This is a genomic window from Bradyrhizobium sp. dw_411 (assembly GCF_018449695.1).
GTDB lineage: Bacteria > Pseudomonadota > Alphaproteobacteria > Rhizobiales > Xanthobacteraceae > Bradyrhizobium.
In genome coordinates, this window is record NZ_JAAVUY010000007.1 from 238,003 (window position 1) to 256,263 (window position 18,261).

The 18,261-nt window shown below is 60.5% G+C and carries 18 protein-coding genes; 11 read left to right on the top strand and 7 right to left on the bottom strand.

Annotation, left to right across the window (positions count from 1 at the left end; genetic code table 11):
- Nucleotides 1–31 precede the first annotated feature (31 nt).
- The 6 genes from HB676_RS14460 (at nucleotide 32) to HB676_RS14485 (ending at nucleotide 5,823) form a co-directional block, all read left to right on the top strand.
- On the top strand, nucleotides 32–847 hold the full coding sequence (locus HB676_RS14460; RefSeq protein WP_213738485.1) for an ABC transporter permease: 816 nt from the start codon (nucleotides 32–34) through the stop codon (nucleotides 845–847).
- Between the two features lie 4 nt (nucleotides 848–851).
- Entirely contained in the window at nucleotides 852–1,637 is a 786-nt protein-coding gene (locus HB676_RS14465) for an ABC transporter permease subunit (RefSeq protein ID WP_213738486.1), read from the top strand.
- Nucleotides 1,634–2,695, top strand: a complete 1,062-nt coding sequence (locus HB676_RS14470; RefSeq protein ID WP_213738487.1) for an ABC transporter ATP-binding protein — start codon at nucleotides 1,634–1,636, stop codon at nucleotides 2,693–2,695. The genes HB676_RS14465 and HB676_RS14470 overlap by 4 nt, the downstream gene beginning before the upstream one ends.
- Nucleotides 2,696–2,701: 6 nt before the next feature.
- Nucleotides 2,702–3,541 carry a phosphodiesterase gene (locus HB676_RS14475; RefSeq protein ID WP_213738488.1) on the top strand — a complete coding sequence of 280 codons (840 nt, stop codon included), beginning with the start codon at nucleotides 2,702–2,704 and terminating at the stop codon, nucleotides 3,539–3,541.
- A 419-nt stretch (nucleotides 3,542–3,960) separates the two neighbouring features.
- Nucleotides 3,961–4,578, top strand: coding sequence for a cytochrome P460 family protein (locus tag HB676_RS14480; RefSeq protein WP_346347338.1), 618 nt, complete (start codon nucleotides 3,961–3,963; stop codon nucleotides 4,576–4,578).
- 90 nt (nucleotides 4,579–4,668) lie between these two features.
- Complete coding sequence (locus HB676_RS14485) at nucleotides 4,669–5,823, top strand: 2OG-Fe(II) oxygenase (protein ID WP_213738489.1); 1,155 nt, start codon at nucleotides 4,669–4,671, stop codon at nucleotides 5,821–5,823.
- An 80-nt stretch (nucleotides 5,824–5,903) separates the two neighbouring features.
- Here the strand turns inward: HB676_RS14485 and HB676_RS14490 are convergent, their stop codons facing one another.
- The 3 genes from HB676_RS14490 to HB676_RS14500 all read right to left on the bottom strand — a co-directional run bounded on the left by HB676_RS14490 (nucleotide 5,904) and on the right by HB676_RS14500 (nucleotide 9,543).
- Nucleotides 5,904–6,923 (bottom strand): helix-turn-helix transcriptional regulator, encoded by a 1,020-nt coding sequence (locus tag HB676_RS14490; protein ID WP_213738490.1) that lies wholly within the window; start codon nucleotides 6,921–6,923, stop codon nucleotides 5,904–5,906.
- A gap of 331 nt (nucleotides 6,924–7,254) precedes the next feature.
- Nucleotides 7,255–7,674: a VOC family protein gene (locus HB676_RS14495; RefSeq protein ID WP_249780242.1), complete on the bottom strand. Its 420-nt coding sequence runs from the start codon at nucleotides 7,672–7,674 to the stop codon at nucleotides 7,255–7,257.
- Between the two features lie 252 nt (nucleotides 7,675–7,926).
- Complete coding sequence (locus tag HB676_RS14500; protein ID WP_213738492.1) at nucleotides 7,927–9,543, bottom strand: MASE4 domain-containing protein; 1,617 nt, start codon at nucleotides 9,541–9,543, stop codon at nucleotides 7,927–7,929.
- A gap of 339 nt (nucleotides 9,544–9,882) precedes the next feature.
- Between HB676_RS14500 and HB676_RS14505 the strand changes: the two genes are divergently transcribed.
- Nucleotides 9,883–11,250: a hypothetical protein gene (locus HB676_RS14505; RefSeq protein ID WP_213738602.1), complete on the top strand. Its 1,368-nt coding sequence runs from the start codon at nucleotides 9,883–9,885 to the stop codon at nucleotides 11,248–11,250.
- Nucleotides 11,251–11,409: 159 nt separating this feature from the next.
- Here the strand turns inward: HB676_RS14505 and flgH are convergent, their stop codons facing one another.
- Genes flgH through flgF form a run of 4 tightly spaced genes read right to left on the bottom strand, consistent with a single transcriptional unit; the run spans nucleotide 11,410 to nucleotide 14,812 of the window.
- A complete protein-coding gene (flgH, locus tag HB676_RS14510; RefSeq protein WP_213738493.1) occupies nucleotides 11,410–12,162 on the bottom strand; it encodes a flagellar basal body L-ring protein FlgH in 753 nt (250 codons plus the stop codon).
- Between the two features lie 5 nt (nucleotides 12,163–12,167).
- Nucleotides 12,168–13,223, bottom strand: a complete 1,056-nt coding sequence (gene flgA / locus HB676_RS14515; protein WP_213738494.1) for a flagellar basal body P-ring formation chaperone FlgA — start codon at nucleotides 13,221–13,223, stop codon at nucleotides 12,168–12,170.
- Between the two features lie 11 nt (nucleotides 13,224–13,234).
- Nucleotides 13,235–14,026, bottom strand: coding sequence for a flagellar basal-body rod protein FlgG (gene flgG / locus HB676_RS14520; RefSeq protein ID WP_213738495.1), 792 nt, complete (start codon nucleotides 14,024–14,026; stop codon nucleotides 13,235–13,237).
- A 21-nt stretch (nucleotides 14,027–14,047) separates the two neighbouring features.
- Entirely contained in the window at nucleotides 14,048–14,812 is a 765-nt protein-coding gene (gene flgF / locus HB676_RS14525) for a flagellar basal-body rod protein FlgF (protein ID WP_213738496.1), read from the bottom strand.
- A 395-nt stretch (nucleotides 14,813–15,207) separates the two neighbouring features.
- On the opposite strand from flgF, the gene fliL reads away from it, so the two are divergent.
- Genes fliL through HB676_RS14545 form a run of 4 tightly spaced genes read left to right on the top strand, consistent with a single transcriptional unit; the run spans nucleotide 15,208 to nucleotide 18,160 of the window.
- Nucleotides 15,208–15,705, top strand: coding sequence for a flagellar basal body-associated protein FliL (fliL, locus tag HB676_RS14530; protein ID WP_213738497.1), 498 nt, complete (start codon nucleotides 15,208–15,210; stop codon nucleotides 15,703–15,705).
- Between the two features lie 18 nt (nucleotides 15,706–15,723).
- Nucleotides 15,724–16,926: a flagellar motor switch protein FliM gene (gene fliM / locus HB676_RS14535; protein ID WP_213738498.1), complete on the top strand. Its 1,203-nt coding sequence runs from the start codon at nucleotides 15,724–15,726 to the stop codon at nucleotides 16,924–16,926.
- Nucleotides 16,923–17,366, top strand: coding sequence for a DUF6468 domain-containing protein (locus HB676_RS14540; RefSeq protein ID WP_213738499.1), 444 nt, complete (start codon nucleotides 16,923–16,925; stop codon nucleotides 17,364–17,366). Before fliM ends, HB676_RS14540 begins: the two co-directional genes overlap by 4 nt.
- Nucleotides 17,363–18,160 carry a flagellar protein FlbB gene (locus HB676_RS14545; RefSeq protein ID WP_213738500.1) on the top strand — a complete coding sequence of 266 codons (798 nt, stop codon included), beginning with the start codon at nucleotides 17,363–17,365 and terminating at the stop codon, nucleotides 18,158–18,160. Before HB676_RS14540 ends, HB676_RS14545 begins: the two co-directional genes overlap by 4 nt.
- Nucleotides 18,161–18,261 lie beyond the last annotated feature (101 nt).

Consider the following 18,261-nt stretch of genomic DNA (forward strand, 5'->3'; position numbering starts at 1 on the left):
CTTGGCCCTGAGGGAAGGGCAGCATCGCCTGATGTCGCATCGCTCTTTCGTCTGGTTCTGCCTGCTGCCGTTGGCCGTGGTGACGGCGGCCTTCTTCCTGCTGCCGATGGTGCGGCTGGTGGTGACCAGCGCCGATGGGCCGCAAGGCTTGGCCGGATATCTCGCGATCCTGACCGAACCGCGCTACCGGGCGACCCTGATCAATACGGTTCTATTGGCGGCCGCGACCACATTGGTCACATTGATCGTGGCGACCATCGCCGGAATGTTCCTGCAGCGCCATCGCTTCCCCGGCCGCGCGGTGCTGATTGCGATGCTGACTTTTCCGCTGGCGTTTCCGGGTGTCGTGGTCGGCTTCATGATCATTCTGCTGGCCGGCCGCCAAGGGTTGATCGGGGATATCACCAAATTGCTGGTCGGGGAAAAATGGGTGTTTGCCTATTCGATCTACGGATTGTTTCTCGGCTATCTCTATTTCTCGATCCCGCGCGTCATTCTCACCATCATGGCGGCGGTACAGAAGCTCGATGTCAGGCTGGAGGAGGCCGCGCGTTCGCTCGGCGCCAGTCCATGGGCGGTGCAGCGCGATGTTGTGCTGCCTGCACTGGCGCCGGCCTTCGTGGCGTCAGGCGCGATCGCCTTCGCCACCGCGATGGGCGCGTTTGGAACGGCGTTTACGCTCGCGACCAATATCGATGTGCTGCCGATGCTGATCTATACCGAGTTTACGCTGGCCGCGAATTTCTCGATATCAGCCGCGTTGTCGGTCGGGCTTGGCGTCATCACCTGGTTCATCCTGGCGCTCGCGCGTTCCTTCAGCGGCGATGCGGTCGCGGCGGCCGGGTGAAACCATGCGCGATCGCCTGATCTTTGCCGGCCAGTTGCTGTTTACGCTTGTGGTCGCCGCTTTCCTGGTGGTGCCGGCGGTGCTGTCGATGATGGCCGGCGTGACCGTGAATTATTTCCGCGGCATTTCGTCGGGCGTGACGCTGCAATGGGTAGGGCAGGTCTGGGAGCTCTATGCCGGAACCATCCTGCTGTCGTTCATGATCGCCATCGCGACGCTTGTCGTGACGCTGGTGGTGGGCGTTCCCGCGGCCTATGCCCTTCATGTTCGCGGCGGCAGGCTTTCGCGTATCGTCGAGGAAGTCATCACCTTGCCGCTGGCGATTCCGGGGCTGGCGATTGCGCTCGCGTTATTGATGACTTATGGCGGCTTCAGCGATTTTCGTCGCTCATGGTTGTTCATCCTGGTCGGACACGTCATTTTCACGATGCCTTTCATGGTGCGGTCTGTCATGGCGGTGTTTGCCACCGTCGACGTCAAGACGCTCGATGAAGGCGCCGCGTCGCTGGGCGCCTCGCCGTGGCGCCGGTTTCGCGACGTTATCGTGCCGAACGCCGTGCCGGGTATTCTGGCCGGCAGCCTGATGGTGGTGACGCTCTCGCTCGGGGAATTCAACCTGACCTGGATGCTGCATACGCCACTCACCAAAACGCTTCCGATCGGTCTTGCCGACAGCTACGCCTCGATGCGGCTCGAAGTGGCTTCGGCCTATACGCTGATATTTTTCGTCGTGATCATTCCGCTGCTGGTGGCGATGCAGGTCTTCGCGCAAAACGAGGCGGCGCGATGAGCGCGATAGCGGGTCATGGCGCGGCGGTGCGGGTCGAGAATTGCGGCAAGACATTCGCGGACGGCACCCGTGCGCTGGAGCCAGCGACGCTCGACATCGCGCGCGGCGAAACGCTGGTGCTGCTCGGCCCCTCCGGCTGCGGCAAGACCACGATGCTTCGCATCATCGCGGGCCTCGAACTGCCGGATGCCGGCGGCAAGGTGCTGTTCGACGGCAGGGACATGACGTCAACTCCGATCGAGAAGCGCAATGTCGGCATGGTGTTTCAGTCCTATGCGCTGTTTCCGAATATGAGCGTTGCGGAAAACATCGGCTACGGCCTCAAGATACGCGGCGTGCCCGCGGATGAGCGGGCCGCGCGGGTTGCCGAACTGGTCACGTTGACGAATATCACGGGACTTGAAAACCGCCGGATCGACCAGCTCTCCGGCGGCCAGCGTCAGCGCGTGGCCTTGGCGCGCGCGGTGGCGATCCGGCCGGGGATCCTGTTGCTGGATGAACCCTTGACCGCGCTGGACGCGGCCTTGCGGGATCGCTTGCGCGGCGAGCTTAATCGGTTGCTTCGGGCACTCGGTATCACCGCGATTTATGTCACCCACGATCAGGCCGAAGCGATGGAGCTGGGCGATCGCGTGGTGGTGATGCGCAAAGGCGCGATTGCGCAGATCGGCACGCCCCGCGACATCTATTTCGCCCCGCAAAGCCGCTTTGTCGCCGAGTTCATCGGCGCGGCCAATATCATCGAAGCGCCGCTCGATCGTGGCGAACTGGTTTTGCCGGGCGGCCGGCTGCCGATCGGCGGCGATGCCAGCCTGCCGGCTGCGGTTGCGATGATACGCCCTGAAACGATCGGGATCGTCGACGTCGGTACCGCGGCGTTGACGGGAATAGTCGACAGCGTCAGCTTCACGGGCAATCGGCAGCGCATTGTCGTCAGCGGTGTCGCCGACAAGCCGCTCACGGTAGACGCGCCGAACCTGGTAAAGGCCAAGGCCGGCGACCGGATCGGGCTTGCGATATCAGCGGAAGCCATTCGCTTGTTGCCGATGGAAGATTGAACAACGATGTCCAACAAACCAATTTGTATCGCTCAGATTTCAGATTTGCACATCAAGGCGCCGGGGCAGTTGGCTTACGGCCGTGTCGATACGGCGAAAGCGTTGGAGCGCTGTGTCGCAGCCTTGAACACGTTCAAGCCAGTCCCGGACTTCGTCGTGATATCGGGAGACCTCGCCGATACGCCGACATCTGAAGAATACGACTACCTCAAGCAGATGCTGTCGGCGCTGAAACTGCCGTTCGCCGGCATTCCCGGCAATCATGATTCCCGCGACATGATGCGCGCCGCGTTTCCGCAAATCGCTCACGCGGCCCCAACCGGGCCTCTCAACCAGAAGATCGAAGTCGACGCTCTCGATCTGCTGCTGCTGGATTCGAGTGTGCCGGGCAAACCCCATGGCAGGCTCGAAGCATCCACCCTGCAATGGCTCGATACAATGCTGGCCGCGTCAGTGGACAGACCCGCGCTGCTATTCCTGCATCATCCGCCATTTGCCGCGGGCATCTGGCACATGGATCGCCAGAACCTGGAGAATGCCGCTGAACTGGAATCCATCGTCAGGCGTCACCCGCGCGTGCAACTCATTGCGACCGGTCATGTTCATCGCGCCGCACTGACGATGTTTGCGGGCATTCCCTGCACCATCTGCCCGGCGCCAAATCACGCGGTAGACCTCGATCTCGCCGAACTGCGCGAACCGTCTTTTAAGGTCGAGCCGCCGGCGTTCCATCTCCACACCTGGTTTCCGGGTGAGGGTTTCGGCCGTCTGGTGACGCATCAGGTACCAACAGGCGAGTTCGACGGGCCGCATCCGTTCTTCGGACCTGATGGAAAGCTGCTCTAACTTCGCTTGCTCGCGCGAAGTCGTCGTTTTCGTATCGGCAAGCGCTGATGGTCTTGCGCTTTTTGTCGCGCTCTTGCTGTTTTGTGCCGGCGGTTGAACCCGTCGCAACTTTTGGGGCAGCCGGCCTTAAACTTAGGTAAGGTCTCGATCGACCCTCTGTACAATAGCCCGCTCTGACTCCTTCCGATTAGGGTTGCCTTAAGCTGCCGATGCGTCGGGCGGTGAGGCGATCCGAGGAGTTCAGCGATGAGGATCTTGTTCGCAGATCTTTCCCAGAAACTGGCAGAGTCAGCTTCAGACTTCGCTTGTGTCGATCGAAATCTGATCAGGGATGTGCACGATTGCTATCGGCCAGGACTATACGACATGCGCGGTCCCGGCCTGAGAATGGCGCGACAAGTCGTGAGACGGAGGCGCATGTGAAGCCAATCAAGGCAGTTATCGGCGCAGCGGTATTTCTGGCTGTGTTCGCCGTCACAGGGAATGTGCGGATGGATTCCGTCGCCGCAAGCGGTGACCCGAGAGCCGAAGCGGTGACTGACGCGAACGGAAATTTGCACGTGCCTGCCGACTATCGATTGACGTATGAATTCCTGGGAACGTGGGCCGTTGCCGCCGACAAAGACCCGGGCTCGTCGGAGTTACACACGGTCTACGTTTCGCCCGGGAGCATCGCTGCCTATCGCAAGGAGGGACACTTTCCTGACGGCGCGGTGCTGGTGAAAGAGGTTTTCAAGGCGGCGACGGGAGAAATGACAACCGGCACGATCAGCCATGCCGACAGTCTCATCGGCTGGTTCGTGATGGTGAAGGACAGCGAGGGTCGCTACGCCGGCAACAAGCCGGTGTGGGGTGACGGCTGGGGCTGGTCGTGGTTCGACGCTGCCAACCCGTCGGTTTCCTCGCGGCATCTCCCGCTACCGGGTGGCGGCGTGGCGACGTCGACCGACTACCGGGAGAATTGCAAATCCTGTCATCTGCCGGCGCAGGCAACGGATCTCATTTACGTCGACGGGTACCCGCCGTTGAAGCGGTAGCGTAGCGGTGGCCTATTTATTAAGTAAAAGTTAACCATACCGGGCCTAGCTTTTCGCGCGCCAAAGGTGCGCTCCAGCGAAAGTTCGACCATGATCGATCAGCAAACCGGCGTTAATCGCGTTGTTCTCGGTGATCCCGTGCCGTTGTTCAGCGCGCCGCTGGTGACCGGTGGATCATTCGATCTGCATGTCAGCGCGGGCCGCTGGGTGGTGCTGAGCTTCCTCGGCTCGCCTTCCAATCCGCGGGCGATGGTTGAAATCGACGAACTCGTGCGCGCCAGTTCTTCGCTTGGCGAGGACCACGTCGCGATCGGTTGCGTCTTCACCGGGCAGCCCGACGATATCGCGAGCTTTGCCGCGCTCACCAGCAACAAGCTTTTCTTTCTCGCCGATTATGATGGCGCGATCAGCCGTGCGTTCGGGGCGCAGGAGATGCCGCGCACCGTCGTGCTCGATCCGATGCTGCGGGCGGTCGCCGATATCGCCTGGGACATGCCGCAGGGACATGCGCAGACCGTCGGCAATGTGCTGCGCGGGCTTCCCTCGGTCGATGATTCCGCAGGGGTGCCGATGTTTGCGCCGGCGCTGATGATCCCGCGCGTGTTCAGTTTCGAGATCTGCGACTTTCTGGTACAGTTCTACGACCAGCAGGGCGGCGTGGATTCCGGCTTCCAGTTCGACGTCGGCGGCAAGACCACGACGCTGTCCGACTGGCGGCTCAAGCGCCGCAGCGACGTCGCGGTGGCGGCGCCTGAAGTGCGCGATCTCGTCCGCGGCCAGATCGTTCGCCGGCTGCTGCCCTCGATCGAGCAATTTTTCCAGTTCAAGGCGACCCGGATGGATCGCTGCATCGTCGCCTGCTATGACAGCGAGGTCGGCGGCCATTTCCATCGTCATCGCGATAACGTCAATGCCGGCGCCCAGCACCGGCGCTTTGCGGTCTCGATCAATCTCAACAATAATTTCGAAGGCTGCGACCTGATGTTTCCGGAATTCGGCCGCAAGGTCTACCGGCCATCGGAAGGCGGCGCGCTGGTGTTCTCCTGCGGCGCCCTGCATCAGGTGACTCCGGTCACCAAGGGGAAGCGTTATGCCTTCCTGGCGTTCCTTTACGGTGAGGAAGACGCCAGGAAGCGCGAAGCCAACAATGCGCGACTGCATATCGGCGAGACGCTCTACACCGGCATGAACGACCGGTTGTTCCCCGAAGACGCACCGTCGCTGGACATGACCGCGGTGGCATGATCGCCGCGATAGCGGAACCATGAAGCCCGGCATCAGTACCATGTTGCGCATTGTCGGCAATCTGTCAGGGAACGCCGGGATCAAGCCGGGCTAACACCCGTTTCATTCGGCCTCTTGTTGATCGTTCCGCCGAGCAGGCTGACGAGTTCTGCCTGTCGCTGGACGCCGGTTTTTGAAAACACGGATTTCAGGTGCGTTCGGATCGTATTGGGCGACAGTCCGCTGGATAGCGCGATCTGCTCGATAGACTTGCCGGTGGTGAGTTGACTGGCCAATCTTGCTTCCGCTGGCGTGAGATCGAAAAGGGCCTGGAGCAGTTCCGGTGCAGGGCTGTTGTTCGGAATGACCGAGGTGATGAAAATAATCGACAACGAACCGGTAAAGACATCGAGCCCGGCCCCCCGCAAGGGGACCACATGCGCGACAAAAGGCGGCTCGTGTTTGGTGCCGCCCACGGGAATCGATCTTCCGAATCCTGTTTGGGAGTTGGCGACATTTGAAATGGCTTCCATCAAAAGCGCCTGAGCGGGCTTGCTTTCAAATTGCACGATGTTGCCTGCTCCAACACCGATGCCGGCGCATGCCAAGAACCGTTTGTTGGCCGAGATGACACGACCGTTTGCCGTCAGACCGGCTGCCGGCAATCCGATCAACTCGAGCGTTGTCACAGCCGTCTTTGCCCGGTCCAGCCCGAGCCGTCCCGACAGCAGCGCCGCCCGGGCCAGATGCGGCCGCAACTTATCAAGCTCTTCCGCAACAGCCCGCGGCACAGGGCCCTTGTCGTGGGCCTTCTCGATCGAAAAAACCAGCGTGTCACCCGATGGCGCGTGGATCGATGTTCCGACGCACCATCCAAGCCCGCGAGGCCGCAGGAGGTCGGTATAGTAATCCGACGCGTCTATTTCCTCGATCGTCAGCGCGTCGAAATCCGTCAGAAATCTCGGCTCATTGAGCGGGACCAGCCGCTGCCCTCGGGGATTGTCGAGAAACCAGCGGCTCCTGGTCCATTCGACAACGGTGCTTTCGATCGCCTTCGATGAAAGCCATCGTGGAACGCCCGGGCCGGCCGCGAACAACAAGGTGCCCTCGGCATTCGCCATTTGTGCAAGTCGGTCGAGGACTGGTCGCCACTTCTCCGGCAGGACGGCAGCTTCATAAATTTCATCAATAAACGGATCAAAAACAAACGAATCGTTGCGCACTACGCCCCCTGGTCAGTCCCCTGTGATCTCAGGTTGCAGACGCATTCCTCGCGGTCAACACGGAACCGGATTTATCGTAACCAGGCCGGTGAATTGCTGTGGCGGATCGCTGGAACAGGCCAGCTTAAGCGCTGGACGGGAGAGTTTACCTAAACGAGTGAAGACAGGCGGCTCGTCCCATGATGATCCTCGACGAAAGTTCAGATTTCTTTTCAATTGCCTCGCGTGATCAGCCGTAAGTGAAGTCCGGCTTGCTTTGCCCGACTTCTATGATGTAGCCGTCGGGATCGCGAATGTAGCAGCGCGTTTCGCCGTATTTGTCCTTTGGCTCCGTGATAAATTCGGCTCCGCGTTTTCGCCAAAGTTCGTAGCAGGCATGAATATCCGCAACGCGAATATTCATGAAGCTGCTGACTGAATCCGGGTCGGCGGGGACGCTGAGCGTTACCGATGGCTTGTCGGGCGTCGGGCCGCCCCCGACGTTGACGATGAGCCATGTGTTCGCGATCTGGATATATCCCGGCGCGCCGCTACTGTCGCCCCGGCTTAGAATGCGACCTCCAAAGACCGTTTCGTAAAATCGAGCGGATCGTTCGATGTCGGCGACGGTGAGAAAGTGTGCGACCGATATCCCCTCCAGCGGCGGCATTTGATAGCTTTTCTGCTCGACCTGAATCCCGTTCATGGACGGCTCCCATTCGGATGATATTCCAACTCATCACCTAACAGCTTCACGTTAGAACGGCGAACCTCAGCACCTCAATTGAACGTAGGGGTCACGGAACGATACGAAGGTTTATGGCGTTCGCCCCGAAGACCCGCCGCCCATGACATGCATGACATGGCGGAAGGTATTTTTGAGGGGCGTGGTCGGGCGAACGTATCGCGAGGCGCCAAAGTTTCAGCGATCCATGTCCGCGCTGATACCAGCCACATGCGCGGGCAGGGCGATTTGAAACACGGCGCCTTTGGGAGTGTTCGGGACGACCCCTAGCCTTCCGTGGTGGCCCTCGATAATCGAACGGCAGATCGACAGGCCCAGCCCCATACCGCCGGACTTTGTCGTGAACAGTGGAGTGAACACGCGCTGGATATCCTGCGACCGGATTCCTGCTCCGGTGTCGGCGACCGACACCACGACATCGTCGTCGCCGTGAACCCCGGAACTGACGGACAGAACCCGAGGCCCGTCCTCGACCGCCATCGAATCGATGGCGTTTGCAATCAGGTTCAGCAGCACTTGCTGCAGTTGAATTCGATCTCCCATGATCCGCGGCAGTCCCGAATTGGCCGGGGAGTTGAGGTGTATTCCGTGCCTTCGCAGATCGTCGCGCGTCAAAGCAAGGGCGTCCCCGATGAGATCGTTGACGTCGAGCAAGGTTCTGATCTGGCCCTGCTGCTTCAACGACGCCCTGATACTTTCGATCACCGCTTCCGCACGGCGGCCATCGGCGGTGATCTGCTTGAATGCGTCCTTTGCGTTGTCGAGATCGGGTACCGGGCGATTGAGCCAGCGGAAGCCCGTGTCGGCTCTCGTCATCATGGCCGCCAGTGGCTGCCTGAATTCGTGCGCCATCGTGGCCGCGACCGCGTCACCGGTCATCAGGCGCGCGTCGCGCTCGCGGCGCTGGTCGAGGATCGCGTGGAGCAGCCTGCTGTAAAGCATCGTTATTTCATACAGCAGGAAAATCAGGACGAGACTGCTGGATATCGCCGCAAAGGTCCGGACCGAATACCAGCCGATGCCGAAGCGCATCGAGGAAGAAAAGTAATTCAGCGGGATCAACATCGAGTAGGTGCACATCACGACCAGCAGCCAAAGATCGAGCATCGAATTGCGCCGGAACCAAAGCACGATAAGCGCCGCAAAACTCATCAACGCCACGGGCAATCCGACATAAGGCCAGAGCGGTCCGAAATGAGAGGAGTCCAGCATGATCGGCGGCAACGACGCTTCGCCCGCAATGAAAAGAAATGAAACCGCCAGCACGAAGGCCGTCGTAGCCACGGCGCTTGCGACGATCGCCGTGCTCGCGGCGCCACGGAGGGACCGTTTGCCGGGATTGCCATCCTTCAACAGGGCATAGGCGATCACAAACACGGGAAAGACGGCGTATTGAAAGAAGTAGACCCAGGACGTGCTCTGCAGGCCGCCGATCAGGCCGGTTCGTGTGAACACGCCGGGGAACGTCAGCAGATACGGGATCAGCATCAACGCCGTGAAGAGATAGCCATTCGCAATCACCAGCAACGCACGCGAGCGCTGGATGGAAAATTGGGCGAATAGAAGCACCGCGGTGATGGAATCGCTGACAAACATCCCGGTCAGATAAATCGGGATGAAGGCTTCGACCCGGCCCGTCTCGATTCTCGATAGCGGCCCGGCGGTGATCAAGATGAAGACGGTTACCAGCACGAGCACAACGACAAGCGCGAACCGTTTTTGCGCCGGACCCGGCGGAGAGTTCGCAAGGGTGTAATGCTGTTCCTCTGGCGTACCGGCGACCGCTTTCGGCATTTGAGGCACGCCCTACCGGTTCGCAGAACGGCACGGAGCCGTCCTCAACCAGTCCTGGTGCCGTACGGCCCGCATCTCGCACCCCAGTTGGTTCTGGTTGATGGGACGGTCGATGGCAGCGCAAGCTTCGGCCGCCCCCATAGCCTTCAAAGCCTATCCCATGAGCCAACGGTCATGCAATGAGATGACCGGCAGAGGGCGACCAAATATGACAGGATCGAGCGGCGTAGATCCGGCGTCCGCTACGGGTATCGCTGTCATTTGACAGAGACGAATCAACGATGTTTAGGGTACCTGCAAGCGATATCCGCTGCCGCAGGACATTGTTCACCCATGGATATGAAGAGCCCCGTTTCGCTCAATAGCGAATATCGTTTTTACGAAGGTCCGGTTGCCACCTGTGTTGCCAACGGGATTCAGGCTGCGAATTTTCTCGGCGATCGATTCCTGAGAAGGACGCTTCGTTTATCTTCAGAAATCGGTGAGCTGTACGCTCACTCGATGAACAGCGCCTTTTCCGCAACAGAATCCTTTCTTGTCACGGGAGCGCCGCACGCAACGGCCTATTATCCGCGGGACTTTGCCTGGTTCTATCCCGACGTTCTCGATCCCGATACCATCATGGATTCCGAGGATGCCATTCGCAGGGTTCGTCTGCTTGAAAGAAGTGTCCGGCTCATGCTGGAGGCCGTTCGCGCCGGTGTTGTCACCACCACCATTATCCCCGCGGGACGCAACCGGTACATTGGCGTCAACTACTTCTCGCGACCTTCAGACACGCTGCTCGGCATCCTCGCCGGTCTGGAGCAAATCATAACCGCCGACCAAAGGGCGTCGGCGTCGTATCTGGGGTTGTCGCAAGGCGCCCATGCGGGCCGCCTGTTGCTGAACGAGTATCGCGACGATCTGAAAAAGGCGATCATCCAGCTCGCAACATCGCTGGAGCCGTTCGACGATAACGGAACCGGATATTTGCTGTGTGACGCGGCCGCACCCCGCTCCGCGGCGACGGATACCCGCGCCGAACGCAGGCGTTTCGTCACCAATGCCTGCGTTTATGCAACCTTTACGCGCGCGATAGAACTTGAAGTCATCGGTATCAGCGAACTGGAGCAACTGCTCGGGCGCGAACTTTCTCAATATAAAGCGCAACTTCTCTCCTTGTTCGGCGCGCGTGGCTATATCCGCCATTCCCTGGATTGCCGGAACGAACTGCCTGCGTCTTGCGTTGCGCTGGACTTCGTCAATGTGCAGCGAGGATTTTGGGATTTAAAACGCGAGAGCGAGCGCGCGTTGTTCGCAGCCACGACGGACCTGATCCTCGCGGACCCGCGGTTTCGTGTACCGAATACGTCTCACTTCCTGGTTTCCACCAATAATCCACGCCGAAGGATGATCCACAAGATCGCTTCCCCCTCCTATCAGGGGCGTTCTTCCTGGCCGACGTTTAATGTCGAATTCGCGGACCGCATGCTGGATTACGATGACTTTTCAGGAACCGATACCTATCGATCCTGCGCCCGGGATATCCTGAGCGACATTCGCGCTGCAACTGAATTGCATGGTGGATATCAGGAGCTCCTGACTGAGAAGGGTCTCAGATATGTTACGTGGGCCTATAAGGGAGCTGTTGCTCACTCCTGGTTTCCTCGTTTCCTGACCGTCTGGAAAAGGGCATTCGGAACGCCGCTGCTGGATTGGAAATAACAGCGTATCGATGCGGCGGCTTCCCCAAAACGAGCACGGCCTTCGCCAGGGGAGCTGGCGAAGGCCGCGTAGTACATCTCTTCCCGCCTAGGTTCGCGAAGAGATGTGGGAGCTCGTTTCCGTTAGGGGGCCACGGTTTTTCGAAAACCGGTTCACACCCTAGAACGGCAGCAGCACGTCCATCACCTGTTGGCCGTAACGTGGCTGCTGGATGTCGCTGATCTGGCCGTGGCCGCCATAGGCGATGCGGGCCTGTGCGATCTTGCTGGAATCGATGGTGTTGTCGCTCTGGATGTCTTCCGGCCGCACGATACCGGCGACGATCAGTTCGCGCATTTCGAAATTGACGCGGACCTCCTGCTTGCCTTCGACCACGAGGTTGCCGTTCGGGAGCAACTGGGTGACGACGGCGGCGATGTTGGTCTGCAAGGTTTCCGCGCGCTGGATCGTGCCCTTGCCGTCGCTGTTGGAGGTGGCGTCCGCCGTCAGCAGGCGGCCGGGAAGGGCGGTTTTTCCGGTCAGGAGGTTGCTGCCGAGGAACGCGGTAATGCCGGAGTCTTCAGTCACGGTGCGGGTGCGCTGGGTCTCGTTGGCGAAGTTCGCCTGGTCGGTGATGTTGACGGTGACGGTCAGGAGGTCGCCGATCTGATGCGCGCGCTGGTCCTTGAAGAACGACCGCGATCCGTTGCGCCACAGTGAATTGGCGTTGTAGGAAACCGCTTCCGGCTTCGGCATCGGCATCTGCACCGGCTTGTAACCGGGCGCCGTTGTCGGATTGTCGATCGACGACAGTTTCGGCGTTTCACCGATCTGGGAAAGACGATCGATCGATGAACAGCCGCCTGTGAGACCGACGATGGTCATCAGACTGGCCGTCAACGCGAAGCGATTGATACTGGACCTGAACAACATCTACATTACTCGGCTTTTGGAGACACTGGCGCGTTATTGCTGTTGGCGACTGAAACGGGGGCGGCGGTTTCGGCATCGGCGGTAGCGGGAAGCCGCGGGGTGGCGACTGAAATCGCGACCTGGCCGCGGCCGATCACGACGCCGGACACCGTGCGCTTCGATTGCAGATTGAGAACGTTGACGACGTCGCCGTCGGTGCCGTTGTCCATGGCCTTGCCGCGAACGGTGAGATAGAGGCCGGTGGCTTCGTAAATCAGCGTCACGTTGTCGTCGCGCTGCACCAGGTCCGGTTTGCCGAGATCGGCGACCTTGATGGCCTGGCCGGCGCGCAGTTGCTTGCGCATCTGCATGCCCACGGCCTTGGTGCGGGTGGCGGCGTCGCCGCCGACTTCGGCCTTCGGGCGCCGTTCGGTGATCACGTCGGAGGATTTCAGCACATCGTTGCGCTCGACGTTACGGGTCAGCACCGCCGTTTCCACCGTCTCGATCGCAACGCCGGTGAATCGCAGTTTGGCCGACGGCTTGTTGTTATCGTTCGAAACCTCGAAGGAGATATCGAAGCGGCCGTTGCGCGGCTCGTAGCGGACCGAGATCGGCTGCAGCGCGCCGGTGCTCGACGCCTCCAGCCTGATATCGGCGATGTCGCGGTCGAAGGTCAGGCCGAGATTGGCGGCGTCGCCAAGGCCGTTGCGATGTTCGAGCGTGTGGGCGACCGCGGCTTCGATCTCCTTGCCCTCGAAGGCGCGCGACAGCCGGGTCACCGAAACCGCCTTGATGTCCCTGGTGTCGACGCCGATCACCTGATGGGCCTGCAATGCTGCGATAACCTGCGCGGTCGGCAGCGAGCCGGTGGTGCCGAGATCGGGCGCACGATAGATCGCGATCTGCGCGGATGTGCCGGCATTGTCGATCATGTCGCCGATCCGCACCACGTCGCTTTCGACGGTGACGGTTGAGCGAAGCACCGGACCTGCGATGACTTCCTCGCTGTCCTGCGCCCACGCCGTCACGGATGTGGCAGCAAGCAGGATGACGGCAAATATGAACGCGCGGGCAGTCATCGTCAGCTCCCTCAGCGGAACAGCGCGGTGGTGGATTGCATCATCTGGTCGGCCGCGGTGATCACCTTCGCATTCATTTCGTAGGCGCGTTGCGCGGCGATCAGGTCCGACATTTCCGAGACGACGTCGACGTTCGCCTGTTCGAGGCTGCCTTGGGTGATGCCGGCATAGCCTTCGGCGTTGGCGAGGCCATCCTGCGGCGCGCCGGAAGATGGCGTGTCGGTGAACAGGTTGCTGCCGACCGGCTGCAGGCCGGCCTTGTTGATGAATCGCGTCAGGCCGATCTGGCCGATGATCGTGGACGTGTTGGTCGATCCCGGCAGCGTCACGGAGACCTGGCCCTGGGCGTTGACGGTCAGGCCCGAGGCATTGTTCGGGATCGTGATGGTCGGCTGTACCGGATTGCCCTGCGCGGTGACGATGCGTCCGGTGTTGTCCATCTGGAACGTGCCGTCCCTGGTATATTGATAGGTGCCATCCGGCATCAGGATCTTGAAGAAGCCTTCGCCGGTCAGCGCGAGATCGAGATCGTTGCCGGTCTGCGACAGCGTGCCCTGGGTCATCGAGCGCGGCGTGCCGACGGTCTTGACACCGCCGCCGATATCAATGCCGACCGGCAGGATGGTGCCCTGATCGGAAGCCTGCGCGCCGACCCGGCGGACATGCTCGTAGATCAGGTCCTGAAACGAGGCGGTCTGCTTCTTGTAGCCGGTGGTGCGCAGGTTCGCGATGTTGTTGGAGATGACCTGGACGTTGAGTTCCTGGGCCGCCATTCCGGTCGCAGCAGTATGAAGCGCTTGCATGGATCGTCTCCTGAATGGCCGTTAAGCCGGAACGTCGGCGAGTTGCTGAATTGCAGTCTTGTGCAGATCGTGTTGCTGCTGCAGCAGCGTCGACATCGACGTGTAGGCGCGCGTGACGTCCATCATGCGGCTCATTTCCGCCACCGCGTTGACGTTCGACTTCTCGATGAAACCCTGGCGGACCACGGATTTGATGTCGGGCTGCGCCGCGCCGCCTTCGCCGGCGGCATAGAGGTTCAAGCCCTCTTTCAGCAGTTTCTGCGCGTCGGCGAAGTTCACCACCCGGAGCTTGCCGCGGATCGAATCCGTGCGGTTGTTGCCTTCCACCACGGTGACGGTGCCGTCGGGCGTGATGTTGATGTCATGGTCGGTCGGCTGAAACACGATGGGGCCGCCGGTGCCGAGCACCGGATTGCCAGCAACCGTCACCAACTGGCCCTGGTTGTTGATCTGCAGGCTGCCGTCGCGGGTGTAGCGTTCGCCGCCCGGCGCCTGCACCACCAGAAAGCCGGAGCCGTCGATGGCGAGATCGAGGGGATTTTTGGTCTGCTCGCTCGCGCCCTGGGTAAAGTTGCGGAAGGTGCCGCGGTCCTGGACATAGCTGACGCGGCGGTCGCCGCCGACGAAGTTGTCTTCGTGCGCGCCCGACTTCAGATATTCCTCGAACAGCGAACTGTCGGCCTTGTAGCCCGTCGTATTGACGTTCGCGATGTTGTTGGCAACGACATCCATCTGCCGTTCCAGCGTCGTCTGCCGCGATAGTCCGACGAGAAGCGTGTTCTCCATCGCTCATTCTCCCCTTGATGATCCGCGCCCGAAGCCCTCCCAGGCTGGTTGCGGATCCTGCGAACCGCTGGCTCTCCCAAGCCGCGATCCGCAGACCACACAGCGAAAGCCGTGCCAGTTCGGAAAACGTCGATTTTATAACGGCTTAGATATTTAAGAGGGGTCCCGCACGGGCGGCAATAAGGTCTTGTTGACCATGTTTGCCCGGCAACTTTTTCCTACCTGGAGCGCAAAAGAAAGGTTCCATTAACCATTATTACCTTAGCGTTGCTTTCAGAGAGCGCGACTGCGCTGGCGGCATTCGTATTGCGTCCTTGAGCCTGCCTGCCGGCATCGCGTTCATTTCCCAGGGGATCGTCTCTTAATGGGATCATTTCCTAACAGGGCTGCGGGCAATGGCAGACAAGGACGAAGCGGAAGGCGGCGCGGAAGCTTCGGAAGAAGTCGTCGCCAAGCCCAAAGGCAAACTCAAGCTGATCCTTGCCGTGGTCCTCGTGCTCGTCGTCTTGGGCGGCGGATTGGGCTGGTTCTTTTTCCTGCGCCATCACGGCGAAGAGCAGCATGCCGAGGCGCCGCCGCCAAAACCGTCAGCCTTTGTCGAGGTGCCGGACATGCTGGTCAACCTGGTCGGCTTGCCCGGCGAGCGTGTGCAGTATCTGAAATTGAAGATCGTGCTCGAGGTCAAGGAAGAGAAGCAGGTCGAGACCATCAAGCCGAACCTGCCGCGCGTCACCGATATCTTCCAGACCTATCTGCGTGAGCTGCGGGCGAGCGACATCGGCGGTTCGGCCGGGCTGTTTCGCTTGAGGGAAGAGTTGACCAAGCGCGTCAATGCGGCGGTGTCGCCCGACAAGGTCGCTGCAGTTTTGTTCAAGGAAATCGTCGTTCAGTGACGAGACGGATTTGGAATCATGGCGGGTAACGATCCAGTCGACCAGGATGCAATCGCAGCCCAATGGGAAGCGTCGCTGGATTCCGAGGACCCCACGGAGGCCGCGGAAGCGGCTGCGGCCAATGAACTCTCCGGCACGATGGCCCTGCAATGGGCCGCGATGGTCGAAGACGGCAGCCGCGATTTCGGCAACGGCAAGAACGGCGGCGAGCGGGTTCTTTCGCAGGAAGAAATCGACAATCTGCTCGGTTTTACCGTCGGCGACGTCAATCTCGACGACAATTCCGGCATTCGCGCCATCATCGATTCCGCGATGGTGTCCTACGAGCGTCTGCCGATGCTCGAAATCGTTTTCGACCGGCTGGTGCGGCTGATGACCACCAGCCTGCGCAACTTCACCTCCGACAACGTCGAAGTGTCGCTCGATCGCATCACCTCGGTGCGGTTCGGCGACTACATGAATTCGATCCCGCTGCCGGCGGTACTGTGCGTGTTCAAGGCCGAGGAATGGGAAAATTTCGGCCTCGCCACAGTGGACTCCAGTCTGATCTATTCGATGATCGACGTTTTGCTCGGCGGCCGCCGCGGCCAGACCTCGCTGCGCATCGAGGGGCGTCCCTATACGACCATCGAAACCAATCTGGTGAAGCGGCTGGTTGAAGTCGTGCTGACCGATGCCGAGCAGGCCTTTCGGCCACTGTCGCCGGTGACTTTCAGCATCGACCGGCTGGAAACCAACCCGCGCTTTGCCGCCATCAGCCGGCCGGCCAATGCCGCCATTCTGGTGCGGCTGCATATCGATATGGAAGACCGCGGCGGCAATATCGAGCTGCTGCTGCCCTATGCCACTATTGAGCCGATCCGCAGCGTGTTGCTGCAGATGTTCATGGGTGAAAAATTCGGCCGCGATCCGATCTGGGAAGGTCATTTCGCCACCGAAGTGGGGCAGGCGGAGATTTCCGTCGATGCCGTGCTCTATGAAGCCGACATTCCGCTGAAACAGTTGATGAAGCTGAAGGTCGGCGACACCCTGCCGCTGGAGATGCGCGCCGACGCGCTGGTCGCGGTGCGCTGCGGCAACGTCACTCTGACCGAAGGACGGATGGGCCGGGTCGGCGACCGCGTCGCCATTCGCGTCACCAAGCAATTGCGCAAGCCGAATACGACCTTTGCGATGTTCGAGAAAGCCGACGAACAAAACAAGCTGATGGAGTCCCAATGAGCCATTCATTAGGTGTTGCGATCGAGAGCCTGGTGGCAGTCCTGCTCCTGCTCACCATCGGCTATTGCATGCTGCTGAACACCCGCCTGAAGCGGTTGAAGGCGGACGAACATTCGCTGAAGGCAACGATCGGGGAGTTGATCACGGCGACTGAAATCGCCGAACGCGCCATCGGCGGCCTCAAGCATACCGTCCGCGACGTCAACGAGAACCTCAACACCCAGCTCACCTCGGCGGGCCAGATGTCGCTGCAGTTGAAGAAGCAATTGCAGGAAAGCGACAATGTGCTGCGGCGGCTGTCCAAGATCGCCGCGGCGGCACGGCCATCGTCCGAGCCGGAAGCGGAGCCGGCGGTTCCCAAGATGTCGGCGGCCAAGGCGGTTGCCGCCGCAGCGCAGGCATTTTCTGACCGCAGAAGGGCTGATGGCCTCGCCGCATGAAAGCTTTTCGTGACATTCGCGTTCTGCCTGTTGTCCTGGTTGCGATCTTCGGCCTTGCGGTATTGAAGATCGCCGGGCTCGTGATCGATGGCGGCTACGTGTTCGATTACAGACCTGAAAACACCGGCCAGTCCTGGGCGCAGGAATCCTTTAATTTCCCCGGCGGAAGCAAGACCGCTGCCAACAAGATCGACAAATCCGACATCACGGGTTCGGTTAACGAGAAGCCCAAGGAAGAAGAAGCCAAGCCCGCCGTCGCCGCGCCGGAAGTGGCGAAGCCCGAAGGTGTCGCCGTCAATCCCGAGCAGCAGCAACAGGGCATGACGGTGTCGCCGTCCGAGCGCGCGATCCTGGAGCGGCTGCAGGCGCGGCGGCAGGAACTCGAAGCCCGTGCGCGCGAAATCGACATTCGCGAAAGCCTGCTCAAGGCCGCCGAAAAGCGCGTCGAGTCCAAGGTCGAGGAAATGAAAGCCGTGGAGTCGCGGATATCGACCGCGACCCAGCAGAAAAGCGAAGCGGACACCGCGCGCTTCAAGGGCATCGTGACCATGTACGAGGCCATGAAGCCAAAGGACGCCGCCAAGGTGTTCGACCGGCTCGAAATGCCGGTGCTGATCGAAATCGCAACCCAGATCGCGCCACGCAAGATGTCCGATATTCTCGGGCTGATGCAGACCGAAGCGGCCGAGCGGCTCACCGTCGAGATGGCCCGGCGCGCCGGGTCGGACAAGTCGGCTTCCGCGGCCGAACTTCCCAAGATCGAGGGCAAGATCATGCCGCAAAAGCCCAATTAACGGGGATATTTAACAAGTCCTTAAACCGCCAATTCTAGATTCGAAGGCTTTAGGGCATGCGGGGGCGCATGGCCGGCGATGTTTGAACCGAAAGACACGTT